The 13901-nt window shown below is 60.0% G+C and carries 16 protein-coding genes; 7 read left to right on the top strand and 9 right to left on the bottom strand.

The annotated features are described in order from the left end of the window. Nucleotides 1–10: 10 nt before the first annotated feature. Together J3361_RS04255 and J3361_RS04250 are read right to left on the bottom strand one after the other, a co-directional pair. Complete coding sequence (locus J3361_RS04255) at nt 11–514, bottom strand: arsinothricin resistance N-acetyltransferase ArsN1 family A (RefSeq protein WP_207962730.1); 504 nt, start codon at nt 512–514, stop codon at nt 11–13. A 63-nt stretch (nt 515–577) separates the two neighbouring features. Further along, a complete protein-coding gene (locus J3361_RS04250) occupies nt 578–1072 on the bottom strand; it encodes a MarR family transcriptional regulator (RefSeq protein WP_207962729.1) in 495 nt (164 codons plus the stop codon). Nucleotides 1073–1267: 195 nt separating this feature from the next. On the opposite strand from J3361_RS04250, the gene J3361_RS04245 reads away from it, so the two are divergent. Then, nucleotides 1268–2413, top strand: a complete 1146-nt coding sequence (locus tag J3361_RS04245; RefSeq protein WP_207962727.1) for an MFS transporter — start codon at nt 1268–1270, stop codon at nt 2411–2413. Between the two features lie 36 nt (nt 2414–2449). Here the strand turns inward: J3361_RS04245 and J3361_RS04240 are convergent, their stop codons facing one another. The 4 genes from J3361_RS04240 to J3361_RS04225 form a co-directional block, all read right to left on the bottom strand. Next, nucleotides 2450–3520, bottom strand: coding sequence for an NAD(P)/FAD-dependent oxidoreductase (locus tag J3361_RS04240; protein ID WP_207962725.1), 1071 nt, complete (start codon nt 3518–3520; stop codon nt 2450–2452). Between the two features lie 37 nt (nt 3521–3557). Further along, nucleotides 3558–3908 carry a metalloregulator ArsR/SmtB family transcription factor gene (locus J3361_RS04235; RefSeq protein WP_207962723.1) on the bottom strand — a complete coding sequence of 117 codons (351 nt, stop codon included), beginning with the start codon at nt 3906–3908 and terminating at the stop codon, nt 3558–3560. Nucleotides 3909–4008: 100 nt separating this feature from the next. Further along, nucleotides 4009–4638 carry a LysE family translocator gene (locus J3361_RS04230; protein ID WP_207962721.1) on the bottom strand — a complete coding sequence of 210 codons (630 nt, stop codon included), beginning with the start codon at nt 4636–4638 and terminating at the stop codon, nt 4009–4011. An 85-nt stretch (nt 4639–4723) separates the two neighbouring features. Beyond that, nucleotides 4724–5890, bottom strand: coding sequence for an MFS transporter (locus J3361_RS04225; RefSeq protein WP_207962718.1), 1167 nt, complete (start codon nt 5888–5890; stop codon nt 4724–4726). Nucleotides 5891–5985: 95 nt separating this feature from the next. Here J3361_RS04225 and J3361_RS04220 point away from each other — a divergent pair, with 95 nt between their 5' ends. Beyond that, nucleotides 5986–6879 carry a LysR family transcriptional regulator gene (locus J3361_RS04220; RefSeq protein WP_186706239.1) on the top strand — a complete coding sequence of 298 codons (894 nt, stop codon included), beginning with the start codon at nt 5986–5988 and terminating at the stop codon, nt 6877–6879. Nucleotides 6880–6891: 12 nt separating this feature from the next. Here the strand turns inward: J3361_RS04220 and J3361_RS04215 are convergent, their stop codons facing one another. After that, entirely contained in the window at nt 6892–7281 is a 390-nt protein-coding gene (locus J3361_RS04215) for a MerR family transcriptional regulator (RefSeq protein ID WP_053121793.1), read from the bottom strand. A gap of 45 nt (nt 7282–7326) precedes the next feature. After that, the gene (locus J3361_RS04210) at nt 7327–7797 is read right to left on the bottom strand and encodes a carboxymuconolactone decarboxylase family protein (RefSeq protein WP_207962717.1); all 471 of its coding nucleotides are present in this window, start codon (nt 7795–7797) and stop codon (nt 7327–7329) included. A gap of 202 nt (nt 7798–7999) precedes the next feature. Here J3361_RS04210 and J3361_RS04205 point away from each other — a divergent pair, with 202 nt between their 5' ends. From J3361_RS04205 to J3361_RS04195, 3 genes are all read left to right on the top strand, one after another. Then, nucleotides 8000–8524: a transporter suffix domain-containing protein gene (locus tag J3361_RS04205; RefSeq protein WP_207962716.1), complete on the top strand. Its 525-nt coding sequence runs from the start codon at nt 8000–8002 to the stop codon at nt 8522–8524. A gap of 201 nt (nt 8525–8725) precedes the next feature. Continuing rightward, nucleotides 8726–9730: an HlyD family secretion protein gene (locus tag J3361_RS04200; protein WP_347709615.1), complete on the top strand. Its 1005-nt coding sequence runs from the start codon at nt 8726–8728 to the stop codon at nt 9728–9730. Further along, nucleotides 9720–10820, top strand: coding sequence for an FUSC family protein (locus J3361_RS04195; protein WP_243458727.1), 1101 nt, complete (start codon nt 9720–9722; stop codon nt 10818–10820). Before J3361_RS04200 ends, J3361_RS04195 begins: the two co-directional genes overlap by 11 nt. A 148-nt stretch (nt 10821–10968) precedes the next feature. Here J3361_RS04195 and J3361_RS04190 read toward each other — a convergent pair whose 3' ends face one another. Further along, nucleotides 10969–12216, bottom strand: a complete 1248-nt coding sequence (locus tag J3361_RS04190) for an MFS transporter (protein WP_207962714.1) — start codon at nt 12214–12216, stop codon at nt 10969–10971. Nucleotides 12217–12318: 102 nt separating this feature from the next. Here J3361_RS04190 and J3361_RS04185 point away from each other — a divergent pair, with 102 nt between their 5' ends. Both J3361_RS04185 and J3361_RS04180 read left to right on the top strand, forming a co-directional pair. After that, nucleotides 12319–13299: an AraC family transcriptional regulator gene (locus J3361_RS04185; RefSeq protein ID WP_207962794.1), complete on the top strand. Its 981-nt coding sequence runs from the start codon at nt 12319–12321 to the stop codon at nt 13297–13299. 169 nt (nt 13300–13468) lie between these two features. Further along, nucleotides 13469–13873: a hypothetical protein gene (locus J3361_RS04180; protein ID WP_207962713.1), complete on the top strand. Its 405-nt coding sequence runs from the start codon at nt 13469–13471 to the stop codon at nt 13871–13873. Nucleotides 13874–13901: the final 28 nt, after the last annotated feature.

Raw genomic sequence — 13901 nt, 5'->3', positions numbered from 1 at the left:
GAATCCTTCTTCAGGCTGGCTGATTGGTCGGAAACAGGCGCTCGACAATCGCGCAGTCGAGCCAACGGCCTTCGAGGTAGGCGTGTTTTTCATACACCCCAACCTGACGGAAACCGCAGGCTTCGCACAAAGCCAGGCTGGCGTGATTGAAGGTAAAAATACGTGAGAGAACTTTCCAGAACCCGCGAGTTTCTGCTTCTTCCAGCAATGACTGAAGTAACTGCTGGCCGAGGCCTCGCCCGCGAACACTGCGGTCCAGGTAGATGGAAAAGTCCGCAATGCCGTCGTAACAGGCGCGAGCGCGGTAACTACTGAGCCCAGCCCACCCAACAACCTGATCTGCATCGTCGACCATGACCAGCAGCGGATAACGCTTAATTGAGTTGATGCGTTCGAGCATGTCTGCCGGGCTTCGAGGTGTCGTTTCGAACGTAGAGCTGCGTTCTTCGATTCCCTGGTTGTAGATGGCCGCAATTGAAACTGTGTCGTTGGGTTCAGCTGAACGAACTCGCATTTGGGAGCCCCATTGAGTTGGTAGTAACAACATTATTGGCAAAAAAAGGGAAGCGCTTCCCTTTCAATCCTTCTTCACGGCTGGGCAGCAGTCACTCGCGAGCCCGCAGCGAATCTCCGTGGCCCGTGTAATCTGCCTGAGCAAAATCAGCGCTCCTTGCCTGGCTTCAGCCGAGAGGTTCTCGATCATCCCTCGCTCCTCAGCAATCAGGTCAGCTCTGATTTTCTCGTATAGCTCACGTCCAGCACCCGTTACCTGGATCCGCACTGCACGCCGGTCCTCATCATCCTCAACGCGGGACACATACCCTTTGCGTTCCAGGGTATCGACCACACGGCTTGCCGTGCTTTTGTCCAGGAACATTTCCTCTGCCAACACCTGAAGGCGCAGAGGGCCCTTCTTGACCAGCGTCTCGACGGCATAACATTGGGTTACCGATACGTCGTAGCAGCAGATCCGATCCCGATCCCGAAACTGATAGACGCGTACCAACTGGTTCAACGCCTCATACAATTCCTCGGCATCCTGAGTCAGCGGGTCATTTTTACGCTTTGCCATAATCGTCACAATTTAGTTGTCAGTCGCAACAGTAAGCCTGATTCCTGGAAATCGTCAACACTGATATCTCGATTGACGATAGCCAGAGGAAGGCGCTAGCTTGTTGTTACTGACAACGAAACTATGGACGTACCCACTGTGACGCTTCCAGAGCAGATTCATCCTCCGATCAATCGCTCCAGGCTCGTGTGGGCCATGGGTATCACCCAGATTCTTGCCTGGGGTTCGACCTACTACTTGCCGGCGGTGCTTGCGTCTCCGATCGCCAAAGAGACTGGATGGTCCATCACCAGTGTTGTGGGCGGCCTGTCCTGGGGGTTGCTGGTGGCGGGAGCGTCCTCGCCGACTGTGGGTCGTCAGATTGACCGACATGGTGGGCGCTCTGTCCTGGCCGCCAGTTCATTGCTGCTGGCACTCGGCATGCTAATGATGGGCCTTGCGGACAACATTGCCACCTACTATGTCGCCTGGACCTTGATCGGCGTTGCCATGGCGGCAGGCCTATACGACGCCGCCTTCTCAACCTTGGGCCGACTTTTCGGCGAGTCGGCTCGAACGTCAATCACCGGGCTGACCTTATTGGGTGGCTTCGCCAGCACCCTAGGTTGGCCGGTGATAGCAGGACTGGAGAGTTGGATCGGCTGGCGAAACGCCTGCCTTGCCCTCGCCGCAACTCATCTGCTAATCGGATTGCCCATTCATGCGCTATTGATTCCCGGCAGCACCAGGCAACCGCCCCATCCGGTAATGGTCGAATCGACCGATGCGTCAGAGTTTCGCCCTGGGACCACCCACCAATTGTTCTTGTTGATTGCCGCCATGCTGACGGTTCTGGCGCTGGTCGTATCAGGTGTCTCAGTGCACCTGCTCAATGTCCTCAAGCAATTGGGCATCGCGACTGCCGTGGCCTTGGCCATCGGCATGGTGATTGGTCCTGCGCAAGTTTTGGCACGGGTGGCGGAGTTTTCCATAGGCAGGCACCTCCATCCAACCTGGTCCGCACGCGCCGGGGTGTTGCTTTGTTTGATCGGGCTAGGACTGCTGATTGCAGGCCTGCCCTGGCTGGCCTTTGTGGCGATAGCACTTTACGGCGCCGGTAACGGCATCCTCACCATCGCACGCGGCACCCTCCCCTTGGCACTGTTCGGGCCTCAAGGATATGGCGCGCGAATGGGACTGCTCGCAAGGCCCGTTCTGGTCGCCCAAGCCTGCGGCCCCATCGCCGCCGCGTACGTTCTGGACAGCTTCGGGGCATCGGTATTGCTTAGCCTGATGTGCGGGCTGTTGTTTCTGTGCTTCATCGCCACATGGCGTTTGCCTACTACACAAAAAGACAAGTAGACGCGGTGTCTGAGCGGGAAAAACCAATACCGGGCATCAAGCGAACACCGGGTGCGATGCACGTTCGATGTAGCACGTCAAACTGCGGATGATGTGAGAAGCATCTGGCCCAACGCCTCTGAGAGTGGCCGAAGCAAAGTTGCGCTGCTTCGGCAATCCCACGAAATACAAACCCGGAACATGCTCCGCCTTTCCGTTGCGTTGAATCAGACGTTCATTACCCGCCAGGTGCAGATCTGCCAGAAAACCCAGGTTCGGGCGAAATCCGGTCGCAAAAATCAAACTGTCCACTTCGGTGTGCTGCCCATCGGCCCAAATCACGCCCGTTGGCGTTACCTCTGTGAACATCGGCTTGCGATCAAAAAGCCGCTGTGTTACCGCCCGTCGATAGGTGCCGTCATCCAGCACAGGGGTACTTTGATCATTCAGCCAACGAGTCTTTTCCAGCCCGGTCCACTTGAGCCAAGCATGGAAATCCACACCGAGGACCTTTTGCGGAAAAAACCGAATCGACTCCCTTGTCGCCAATACGACGCGACTGACTTGAGCCAGCTCATGGGCAATTTGTACGGCTGAGTTGGCCGCACCGATGACCACGACGCGTTGGTCACTGAAGCCCTCGGCATTTCGGTAACCCGCACTGTGTAAACGTTGCCCGCGAAAACTCTCCAGCCCTGGAATGTCAGGGATGAACGGATGATTGAATCCGCCCGTGCAAACAATCACTGCTTTTGAGCGGAAACGCTGGCCATCAGTTGCCTGAAGCCAAAATAGTCCATCCTCCCTACGCACGCTCTGGACGCGTGTGTTCTGCCGAATGGGTAGCTGAAAAGCGTCCGCGTACTGCTCCAGATAACGTACGACTTCATCGCGCAGCGGATAATGCTTGGCGTGAGCTGGAAAGCGCATCCCAGGCAGCGATGAATAGGCTGCCGGGGAGAAAAGCCTCAGACTGTCGTAATAATTGCGCCAGTTTCCACCTGGCCGGCTCTCGGCATCCAGGATGAGAAACCTGAGGTTCTGTTGCCGCAGATGCCAACCGCACGCGAGCCCAGCTTGGCCGGCGCCAATAACGATGACATCGGTGAACTCACTCATCGTGTTCATACGTGCACATCCATGCATATATACGAATAAATAAAAATTACTTTGGTGTTCCGGGGCAGCAAAACGGAGCCAGACTCTTCATGTGCTGGAGAATGGCTTCGAGCCGTGTCACCACCGCCGGTCCATCCACCTCGTAGAACATCTGCCGACTGACCTTGGTCGCCCGGACGATGCCAGCCTCCAGCAGCACTTGCAGATGACGGGACACCACTGAACGCTCCTGAGGCAGCCCTTCGGCAATCTCGGCAATATCCGCGCGCCCCAGTTGCATGACTCGCTTGAGCACAGCAACCCGCGACGGCTCGCACAGCGCTTTGAAAAAAGCACCATCAAGAGAGTCGATAGCAGCATCGATTGCACGGGAACGTGTAGCGGTTGGGCTTGTCATGCGGAGGACTATATGTGCACATCCATACACACGTCAACGTCCACTTCGAGGACGCTAAGCGGCAGGCGATGCCTGAACCACTGGCAGTACGACATTCGGCTCAAGCCGGATTGGAAACAGCCAGCTTGAGCCCAAACGCGACAAAAACACCGCCCGTGAGCCGATCAAGGGCCTTCAGGGCCGCCGGGCGTTTCAGGAAATTGCTCAGTGGCACCGTCGCCGCCACCAGAATGCCAAACCAGGCCAACGTCAACAGCACATGTAACGCCGCAAGGAAGAAGGAGTAACTGGCCACGCTCGCGCCACTCGGGACAAACTGAGGCAGGAACGTGATGTAGAAGACACCGATCTTGGGGTTCAGCAGGTTCGTCAATAAACCGCGGATAAAGGCGTCACGCGCAGACGCGGCCACGCTCTCGCTCCCCTGCCCTTGCAGCGTTGTCCTGGGCCGCAGCAGCAGTTTGACGCCCAACCAGACGAGATAAGCTGCGCCGACAATTTTCAGCGCAAGGTAAGCCCACTCCGAAGCGTGCAACAGGGCCCCGAGCCCCAGTGACACCGCGGCACCCCACACCAGGCAACCGAGTACGATACCGAGGGAGGCCATCACCGCCGAACGTCGACCGCCCGTTGCGGTAGCGCGAAGCACCATGGCGGTGTCCACGCCGGGGGTCACCGTGAGCACTGAAGCAGCGGCGATGAAGGCAAGCAGCAGGGAAAAGTCGCTCATTGGGATGTCCATGGCAGTCGGCAGCCGGTCCGGCTACCCACTCTAATGAGCCACTTGGAGTCTGGTCAAACGTTCCGTGTATCCATCACACCGCCGCAGCCGCACCCACTCTTGAACGCCAGGCAAAAGCCAACACCATCAACAGCCCCAGGCCGGCCACTGCCGCTCCGGCCAGGGAAATCGCCGGATAACCCAACCCCGCATTGATCACCGCGCCGCCCAGCGCCGCGCCAATCGCGTTGCCTAAGTTGAAGGCACCAATATTCACTGCCGAGGCCAGGTTGGGCGCGTCCTTGGCAGCTTCCATCACGCGCATTTGCAAGGGCGGCACCAGGGCAAAACTGGCGATGCCCCAGATCAAGATGGCGACCGCTGCTGGCAGCGGCCAGCGCATCAATACGGTGAAGGCCAGCAAGACAAGAATCAGCACGCTCAGCGAAACGATCAAGGTGCGGTCTATCGAGCGATCCGCAGCCTTGCCGCCCCACATATTGCCCAACGTCAGCCCCACCCCGAACAGCACCAGCATGGCGGTGATGAAAGGGGTGGATGCACGAGTCTCGCTGCTCAGGATCGGGGCGATGTAAGTGAAGACGGTAAACATCGCACCTGAGCCGACGACGGTCAGGGCCAACGCCCCCAGCACCGGACCACGGCCCAATACCCGGATCTCAGCCAGCACACCGATGTTTTTCGGCGCAGGCACATTGGGCAGGGCAAACCACAACGCGGCCATCGCCACCACACCCAGGCCGGTAATCCCCCAGAATGCGCTGCGCCAGCCGAACAGTTCGCCAAACCAGGCGGCCAGCGGCACGCCGCCGATGGTCGCCAGGGTCAGGCCCATGAACATGGCCGCTACCGCGCCGGCACGCTTGTCCGGGGCGACCACGCTGGCGGCGACGATGGAACCCACGCCGAAGAACGCACCGTGGTTCAGTGAGGTCACCACCCTGGCGACCATCAGGCTGTAGTAATCGGTCGCCAGCGCTGACATCAGGTTACCCAGGGTGAAAATCGCCATGAGTCCGATGAGCAGATAGCGCCGGGGAATCCGTCCGGTGGTCAGGGTCATCAGCGGTGCGCCAAGCAGTACGCCAAGGGCATAAGCACTGACCAACAGGCCCGCGGCGGGAATGGAAACGCCGAGATCGGCAGCGATGCCCGGCAACATGCCCATGGGGGCGAACTCGGTTACGCCGATGCCAAAGGCACCCATGGCGAGTGCGACAAGTGGTGGATTGATACGCATTGGAAGGCTCCTCATCTATGCCGCAGATGCTACGATCCAGCCTTCCCTGGCGGTAGATGGCATTTTTGGCAATCACCTTTGCGTAAGGAGCACAAATGGACTTCAACGGTAGATCAGGTGAAATGGCCATGTTCGTCACGGTGGCGCAGGAAGGCAGCTTGTCGGCCGCCGCACGTGCATTGGGGCTGACCCCGTCGGCGGTCAGTCGCGTCATCGCCCGTACCGAACAACGCCTTGGCACCCGCCTGCTGTTGCGCACCACGCGAGCGATCACCTTCACCGCCGAGGGCGAGGCTTACCTGCGCGGCGCCCGGCGAATCCTGGCCGACATGGCCGAGGTCGAAGAAGCCGTCGCCGACCAGGGCGTGCCCAAGGGCCGTTTGCGGGTCAGCGCCGCCCTGGGTCATGGGCGGCAGACCATTGTTCCTCTGGTGGCAGCCTTCAGCGCCCGTTACCCCAACATCGTTGTCGACCTCACCCTCGGCGATGAAGTGGTCGACATTCTCGGCGGCCAGGCCGACGTGGCGGTACGCTTTGGCCATCTGCCCGACAGCCCACTGACCGCGCGCAAGATCGGCGACACCGGTCAGGTGGTCGTGGCTTCGCCCGAGTATCTAGAGCGCCATGGCACACCCCGGGAACCGGAAGACTTGCTCCGGCACAACTGCCTGCGCTTCAACTTCCGGCGTGCCGAACCCAACTGGCCGTTCACCCGTGACGGCAGAGCGTTTTCCTTGAAGGTCAGCGGCAACATCGAATGCAGCAGTGGTGAGGCCCTGGCGCAACTCGCACGGGTAGGTGCTGGCATCGCGCGTATCGGCGATTTCACCGTGAGCGAGGACCTGCAGCGCGGCGACCTGATACCGCTGCTGGAAGAATGGAACCCCGGAGACCGGGAGCCGATCCATGCGGTGTTCGTCGGTGGCTCGGCGATGCCGGCGCGGGTACGCGTGTTCGTGGACTTTCTGCTGGAGCATCATCGGATGTGAACAGCCGCCCTCCTAGAACAGGTGCGAAACATCCTCCCCAGCTTCAAGCCCACGGTAATAATCAATCTTGACTTGCAATGCAGCCACGGCGTTTTGCATGGCAACCACTTCGGCTTGTACCTCCTGTAAATGGCTCTCCAGCATCTGGCGGCGTTGGGCAACGGTGGAATCCCCGGCGCTGCGCAGCTTGGCGAACATCTGCATTTTGCCGATGGTCATGTGAGTGGTGCGTAGACGCAGCAGAAAATCAAGCCACGCCATATCAGTCGGTGCATAAAGGCGTTGCCCGCCGGCCGCTCGGGCGACCGGTGCCAACAGACCGATGCGTTCGTAATAGCGCAGGGTATACGCCGTGAGGCCGGTACGCTTGGCGACCTGATTAATCGTCTGGTAGGCGTTCATAAGCACTGTCCTTGGCCATCGGTGTTGGTCATGCAGGGGGCCCGCTCACTGGGGACGCGCGGCGATCTTGATGCCTCGTTTGGCGAACACTTCCCGCGCTGCGCTGATGCCATTCAACGCGCTTGGAAAGCCAGCATACACCGCCATCTGGATGATGATTTCAACGATTTCCTCAGGTTTACAACCGACATTCAAGGCTCCCTCTATGTGCACCTTGAGTTGAGGTTGCGCGTTCCCCAACGCGGTGAGGGCCGAGATGGTTGCCAGTTCGCGTGTGCAAAGCGCGACGCCAGACCTGGAAAACACATCACCGTAGGCGAAATCGACTATCCACTCACCCAGCTCGGGCGAAATATCGCTAAGCGAGTTCACCACGCTGTTGCCGGCGGCCCCGGTGATCTTTTCCAGGGTCTCTATTCCCTTCACTCGTCGACTGTCCGGTTCAGTTGCCGGCGCCGCCGTTACGAACGCTGAAAGCACGAGCCCGGTTGCAACGCTAAATTCTTTTAATGACATGACCTATCTCCTTGTTTAAGCCGCACAACGGAACTGGCCGTTTTGGCGGTGCAACAAGAAGGCTATTGGTTAGAGCGCGCTCTAAGTCAAGCGCCTGGTGCTAGGGGACTGTTGTTAAAAAAACGCGGCGACAGTCCAGCTGCTAAGCTCAGTTTTGCTCCAGACCATACCCACAATGATTTCTAAACGAAGGTAAGGCAGCATGACCACGGCTCAGCCCCCGGCAACGTCAACGTCCGCGAAATGGCGCTTCAAGCTAGGCATCGCCATCCTTTGCCTAATGCTCTCGCTGTGGTTGTTGGTGCCGCTGGCAGCGGCTGCGGATGTGCCCCGTTCCACCATCGCGGCGATCACCGGCGCACTGTTCATCATCAACAAGGTGCTGTTGCTGCTGGTCATCGCAGTGATGGGCAAGGCGGGTTTCCAGGAGCTCAAGCAACATGTGTTCGGCTACGTGTCGGGCCTTGTGCCCAGCGCCGAGCTGGAGGTAAGCGTCACCCGCCACCGTATTGGCTTGGTGATGTTCTGCTTGCCCTTGGTGTGCTCCTTTCTCGAACCCTATATCGACGCTTTCGCACCCGGCCTGCGCCCGAATAGCTGGGCATTGCAACTGCTTGGCGATGCCCTGTTGGTGAGCAGCTTCTTCGTCCTGGGTGGCAACTTCTGGGAAAAATTGCGCGCGCTGTTTATCCGCACCGCACGGGTCACTACCGCCGACCCGGCCTGAGCCAACGCCCGGACCGCCTCCCCCCCCGGCGCGCTGTCAGTTGTTCTTGAAATGCCATGAGTTGCAGGTGCCGATATGCCCGGAACACAGAATTCGCCTATTTGCGTCGAACCAGAGCACCAAACTGAACCGCCGCCTGAAAAGCCTGCGCCAGCCAATCCACTGCGACGCATTGCGCTAGGCGTTGCGATTTTGATCGCCGTGCTGTTTACCCTCTCCATTTTCATGGAGCGACGCACACCCTCGACCTCACAAGCCGTGGTGCAAGCCTATGTGGTGGAAATGGCTGCCGAGGTGGGTGGCCGTGTGACAGACATCGCGGTGCTCGATAATGCCCGGGTGAAGGCCGGCCAGGTGCTGTTTCGTATCGACCCGCAACCCTACAAGCTTGTCGTCAGCGAGGCTGAAGCGCGACTGGAGGAAACCGGCCAAACCTTGGGTGCCAGTACCGCCTCGGTGGATGCCGCCCAGGCACAGCTGGTGTCGGCGCGGGCGCAGCGCGACAACATACGCGAGCAAGCCCGGCGGGTGAATCAATTGGTCGAGCGCGGTGTGTTCGCCCCCGCCCGCCAGGATGAATCCAAAGCCTCGCTGAGCTCCGCCGAAGCGGCCGTGAGCAAAGCCCAAGCCGACCTGGAACGGGCGCGCCAGCAACTGGGGCCCAAAGGCAACGACAACCCGCAATTCAAACAAGCCCTGGCCGCGCTGGAAAAAGCCCGGCTCGATCTGGTGCGTACGGAAGTCATCGCACCCGCCGATGGCGTCATCACCAACCTCCAACTCGCCGTGGGTCAAGTCGTCAGCGCAGGCCAACCGGCATTGACCTTCATCGACAGGGGCACGGTATGGATATCTGCCGCCTTCAAGGAAAACAGTCTGGAACATGTGCAGGCCGACGACCCGGCGGAACTGGTGTTCGATGTATTGCCGGGCCGGGTATTCAAGGGCCATGTTGAAAGCGTTGGCTGGGGTGTCGCACAACAGGATAGCAGCAACGCCGCCCTGCCCTCCGTGCGCAACCAGAGTGGTTGGGTGCGCGACCCGCAACGCTTTCCCGTACGCCTGATCGTGGAAGAACCGCACCCTGTCGGCCCACGTTACGGCTCGCAGGTCACCGTGGTGATCTATACCGATGACAACCCCATGACGAACGCGCTGGGGGCACTGATGACACGCCTGGGCGCCTGGCTGAACTATGTCAATTGATGGGTCGATTGATGGGTCGATTGATGGGCAAGCGGCGCTGGAACTGCTGCGGATCAAACGCCAGGGATTGCGCGTCGCCCTGGCCGTGACCGTAGGCTTGTGCACGGGCCTGGTCCGGGGCGACATCTTGCCTTTCCTCGCGCCCTTGTTTGCCATCCAGTTCCTCTTGGCCAGCCGCCGCGCGCCCACGTTATCCCAGGGATTGATCACGTTGCTGGTGAGTCTGCTGACCGGCGCGCTCTTGGTGGTTATGACCGGCATGTTCGGTGAGCGCCCGTGGGTGCTCCTGCCGCTGCTGTGGCTGTTTTATTTCGCCTGCTTTACCGCGCAAGGCCGACAACTGGGCGGTGCGGGACCGGCGCTGATGCTGGTGATTGCCATTGTGGTGCCGATGCTCGATATCGTGCAGCGCGATCTGGGCGAATCCATCGTGCTCATTCTGGTCAAGGCGGTCAGCCTGGGTTTGCTATTGACCTGGGGCGCCCATGCGCTGCTGCCCGACCCTGCGAGTGAACAGGCCGACCCGCAACGCGCACCGCCGCGCGAGCTGACGCTGGTGATTCGCCAAGCCATGGCCAGCGCAGCGATTCTGCTGGCCATGATTGCGCTGTGCCTGAGCGATCCACGGCTGGCCACGGCGATGGTCGTCCCCATCACGGTGGCCTCGTTGCTGAGCCAGTTTTCCCTGGGCATGAGCAGCCGCAGCGCCGTTGGGCTGGTGCTGGTCAACCTGCTGGGTGGGGTCGTGGCTTCCTTGGCCTTTACGCTGTTCGAACTGCGGCCGACCTTGTGGCTGGTGGCGCTGATCCTGCTGCTGGTCAGCCTGCTGTTTGCCGGCAAAGCCGCCATGGATAACACCGCCGGCAAGGTATTCGGCGGAGGGCTCATGACGTTCCTCATTTTGTTCGGGCTCGGTGTATCACCGTTGCCGACGGAAACGCCCCAGCTGTTTTCCACCCGTATCGCCTACGTGCTGCTGGCGGTGGTCTATGCCATTGGCCTGGCCGCGCTGCTGTGGCCAAGCGCGCGCGAGCAGCAACCCATCGCAACGACCAGGTCCAGCCGGTCAAACCGATCAGTGAAAAGATGACATCAAACTGCCTGTACATTTTTTGAGCGCCCGTTAAAAGGCGCTGCCTGCCTGGCATCGGCGCGGTTATCCACAGACATACTCACGGATTTCTTGGATAACTATTGGCGGCCATGGAACCGCAACCAGGGGCTAAGCGGCACTGCCATCACAGGTGCAGCGCGGGCCTGGCCTGAGCATCGCCATGGGCAGAAGGCACCCGGACCCGCAACGCAATCAGCACCGCAGCCAGCAGCATCAGCACCGCCGCCACGAATACGCCGACGCTGCCACCGAGGCTGAACATCGCACCGCCAGCGGCGGCGCCCGTTGCGATGGCCGACTGCACGGATGCCACCACCATGCCCCCGGCGCTTTCCGCCTGGTCAGGTACCGCGCTCGCGACCCAGTTCGACCATGCCACCGGCACACCACCAAAGGCCAAGCCCCAGATCGCCAGCAGCACCGCCTGCCCCGGCACCGAGGCCGGCAACAGAACCAACGCCAGTGCCGCAACGCCCACCAACGTCGGCATCAACACCAGGGTCGCCAGCGGGCGGCGCTCAAGTAGCCATCCGGCCAACAACGTGCCGCCAAAGTTCGCCACACCGAAACCCAGCAACATCAGTGACAACCCTTGGGGGCCGATACCTGTGGTCCCTTCGAGGAACGGCCGGACATAGGTGAACATCGCGAAGTGGCCGCTGTGCACCAGCACACAACCGAACATGCCCATGGCGATGCCCGGGCGCTGCAGCACTTCCAGTACGGTGCGCAGGCGTGCCGGCCTGCGCGGCGCAAGGCGCGGCAGCGTGAGCGACTGGAAAGCCAGGGTCACCAGGCCGACTGCCGCCGCTGCAAAAAACGCGCTACGCCAGCCGTATAACCCGCCCAGGTAGCTGCCCAACGGGACCGCAACCACCGTCCCGACGGCAATGCCGCTGAAAATGATCGAGAGCGCCCGGGGCAACAAAGCACCCGGCACCAAGCGCATCGCCACCGCTGCCGCCATGCTCCAGAACCCGCCAAGGGCAATACCCAGCAAGATACGCATGACCAGCAGCACCGCGAGACTGGAGGAAACGGCGACCAGTAGATTGGAGGCAATCATCAACGTGGAAAAACCCAGCAGCACCCAGCGGCGATCGATATCGCGGGTCAGGCCCGGCACCAAGAGGCCAGCGAACAGTGCGACTATGGCAGTCACCGTTACCGCCTGGCCAGCCAACGCTTCGGACACACCCAGGTCGGTCGCCATCGGCGTCAACAGGCTGGCCGGAAGGTACTCTGCGGTGAGCAATCCAAACACGCCCATTGCCAACGAAAACACGGCCATCCACGCGGGTGTCGCCGGTTCTACATCCGGCCCGGTGCCGAGATGGCTGTCGGATACGGCATTACAAACACAGTCAGTCATTGCACGGATCTCCAAATTCTCATTGCGACCCGCAGTCTAGGCGTGGGAATCTGGATGATCTATGATCAAAAATCTCGATTCTTTGACTGAAACACCTGAATGATGCCTACCGATCAGTTTGCCCTCTCCTCGGATCTCATCAATGAGCTGTTGCGGGGCATGCGCCTGCGTGGCGTCGAATACCGGCGTATCCAAGCCGGTCCAGCCTTCGGCCTGGGCTTCGCTGCCAAACCCGGGCATGCCTGGTTCCACTTCCTGGCGGTCGGCAATGCGGTGCTGCGGATGGAAGACGGGGCAACGTATGCACTGTCTGCTGGAAACGCCGTATTCATCTCCCATGGTGCGGCCCATCAATTGCTTTCCCATACGGATGTTCCTGTTCAAGACATCGACCGTCTGGACGGCGCCCCCCTCGGCGATACCGTGAGCGCGGTAGATGCCGGAACCGATGCCAGCCCCACGCCGCCCACTGTTTTGTTCAGTGGCTGCATGGAATTTGAACTGGGCAGCATCCATGGCCTTGGCAGGCTAATGCCGGGCCTGATGCTGATCGATGCCGGCGGCCAGCGTTACCCCGGACTGGTGCCTATCCTGACCACCATGGAACGCGAGGTCAGCGCCGCACGTATCGGCTTCGCGGGCATACTTGCGCGATTGGCCGACGTGGTGGCCGCCATGGTCGTTCGCGGTTGGGTGGAGTGCGCCTGCGGCAATGCCTCTGGCCTGGTCGCCGCACTGCGCGATCCACGCTTGGCCAATGCACTGCTCGCGCTCCATCAACAACCGGGGCGCGACTGGACCGTTGCGCAGCTGGCGGAACAATGCAACACCTCTCGTTCAGTCTTCGCTGACCGCTTCCAAATGACGATTGGCATGGCCCCGTTGCGCTACGTGACCGAACTGCGGATGCGGCTGGCGTGTCAGTGGCTGACGCTCGAAAGGCTGCCGATTGAAGAGGTGGCGCAGCGCTTGGGCTATACCTCCCAGGCCGCTTTCAGTCGTGCATTCAAGCGTGTTACGGGGAAGACGCCTGGGTTGAGTCGTCAGCCGAGGCGGTCGGCTGTTTCCCCGCATCGAAACTAAGGGTGTGAGTGGTATTACATCCCTCAGCGCCTTTGGTAGTAGACGCTATCGTAGCGTTGACGCTGCTGTTCAGCCCTCGCAATACTTTCGCCGCAAAACCAGCCAGTCACAACAATAATAAAAATTACTGCAGGGTGCCTAAATGTGCCATCAAACAAGGACTTGTTAAATGCTTGGTTACTATGCGCAATACAGCAAGGAATACATCACCACCCTGATGATCGTGACCACCCTATTCTTTGCCTTACCCATCTTCCTCGCCCCGCTGCAATGGGCCCGCCTCATGCGCTGGACCGTCCCCGAACACAAACACCTGGCTATTTATTTCGGCCGTTGCCTCGGGGCGTTCATTCTAGTCGTTGAAATAGCGATGTTGCGTTCGGCCACCACCGGCACCAGTTTCAGTTATGCCTTCGATATTCTTTTCGTGGTGTTCACATTGATGTTCTTCGTGCATGTCTACGGCGCAATCAAGAAGATCCAGCCTATTACAGAAACATTGGAAATCGGTTTCTGGATGATCCTCTTCGTACTCAACATTGCGTTCTACCCCACCACTAGCATCACGCTGTAACCTTCTCCGGACCGCGGCCGGAGCTCAC

Origin of the sequence: Pseudomonas sp. OA65 (assembly GCF_017498305.1) — a bacterium.
Lineage (GTDB): Bacteria > Pseudomonadota > Gammaproteobacteria > Pseudomonadales > Pseudomonadaceae > Aquipseudomonas > Aquipseudomonas zanjanensis.
The sequence above is the reverse complement of the archived record's forward strand: the minus strand, read 5'-3'. Positions and strand labels throughout refer to the sequence as shown.

What these genes read in the sequence shown, in the direction of transcription:
- J3361_RS04185 (WP_207962794.1), top strand. Translation starts at nt 12,319, where the DNA reads ATGCCTACCGATCAGTTTGCCCTCTCCTCGGATCTCATCAATGAGCTG.
- J3361_RS04220 (WP_186706239.1), top strand. Translation starts at nt 5,986, where the DNA reads ATGGACTTCAACGGTAGATCAGGTGAAATGGCCATGTTCGTCACGGTG.
- J3361_RS04250 (WP_207962729.1), bottom strand. Translation starts at nt 1,072, where the DNA reads ATGGCAAAGCGTAAAAATGACCCGCTGACTCAGGATGCCGAGGAATTG.
- J3361_RS04255 (WP_207962730.1), bottom strand. Translation starts at nt 514, where the DNA reads ATGCGAGTTCGTTCAGCTGAACCCAACGACACAGTTTCAATTGCGGCC.
- J3361_RS04210 (WP_207962717.1), bottom strand. Translation starts at nt 7,797, where the DNA reads ATGTCATTAAAAGAATTTAGCGTTGCAACCGGGCTCGTGCTTTCAGCG.
- J3361_RS04215 (WP_053121793.1), bottom strand. Translation starts at nt 7,281, where the DNA reads ATGAACGCCTACCAGACGATTAATCAGGTCGCCAAGCGTACCGGCCTC.
- J3361_RS04180 (WP_207962713.1), top strand. Translation starts at nt 13,469, where the DNA reads ATGCTTGGTTACTATGCGCAATACAGCAAGGAATACATCACCACCCTG.
- J3361_RS04230 (WP_207962721.1), bottom strand. Translation starts at nt 4,638, where the DNA reads ATGAGCGACTTTTCCCTGCTGCTTGCCTTCATCGCCGCTGCTTCAGTG.
- J3361_RS04225 (WP_207962718.1), bottom strand. Translation starts at nt 5,890, where the DNA reads ATGCGTATCAATCCACCACTTGTCGCACTCGCCATGGGTGCCTTTGGC.
- J3361_RS04205 (WP_207962716.1), top strand. Translation starts at nt 8,000, where the DNA reads ATGACCACGGCTCAGCCCCCGGCAACGTCAACGTCCGCGAAATGGCGC.
- J3361_RS04235 (WP_207962723.1), bottom strand. Translation starts at nt 3,908, where the DNA reads ATGACAAGCCCAACCGCTACACGTTCCCGTGCAATCGATGCTGCTATC.
- J3361_RS04195 (WP_243458727.1), top strand. Translation starts at nt 9,720, where the DNA reads ATGTCAATTGATGGGTCGATTGATGGGTCGATTGATGGGCAAGCGGCG.
- J3361_RS04190 (WP_207962714.1), bottom strand. Translation starts at nt 12,216, where the DNA reads ATGACTGACTGTGTTTGTAATGCCGTATCCGACAGCCATCTCGGCACC.
- J3361_RS04240 (WP_207962725.1), bottom strand. Translation starts at nt 3,520, where the DNA reads ATGAACACGATGAGTGAGTTCACCGATGTCATCGTTATTGGCGCCGGC.
- J3361_RS04245 (WP_207962727.1), top strand. Translation starts at nt 1,268, where the DNA reads ATGGGTATCACCCAGATTCTTGCCTGGGGTTCGACCTACTACTTGCCG.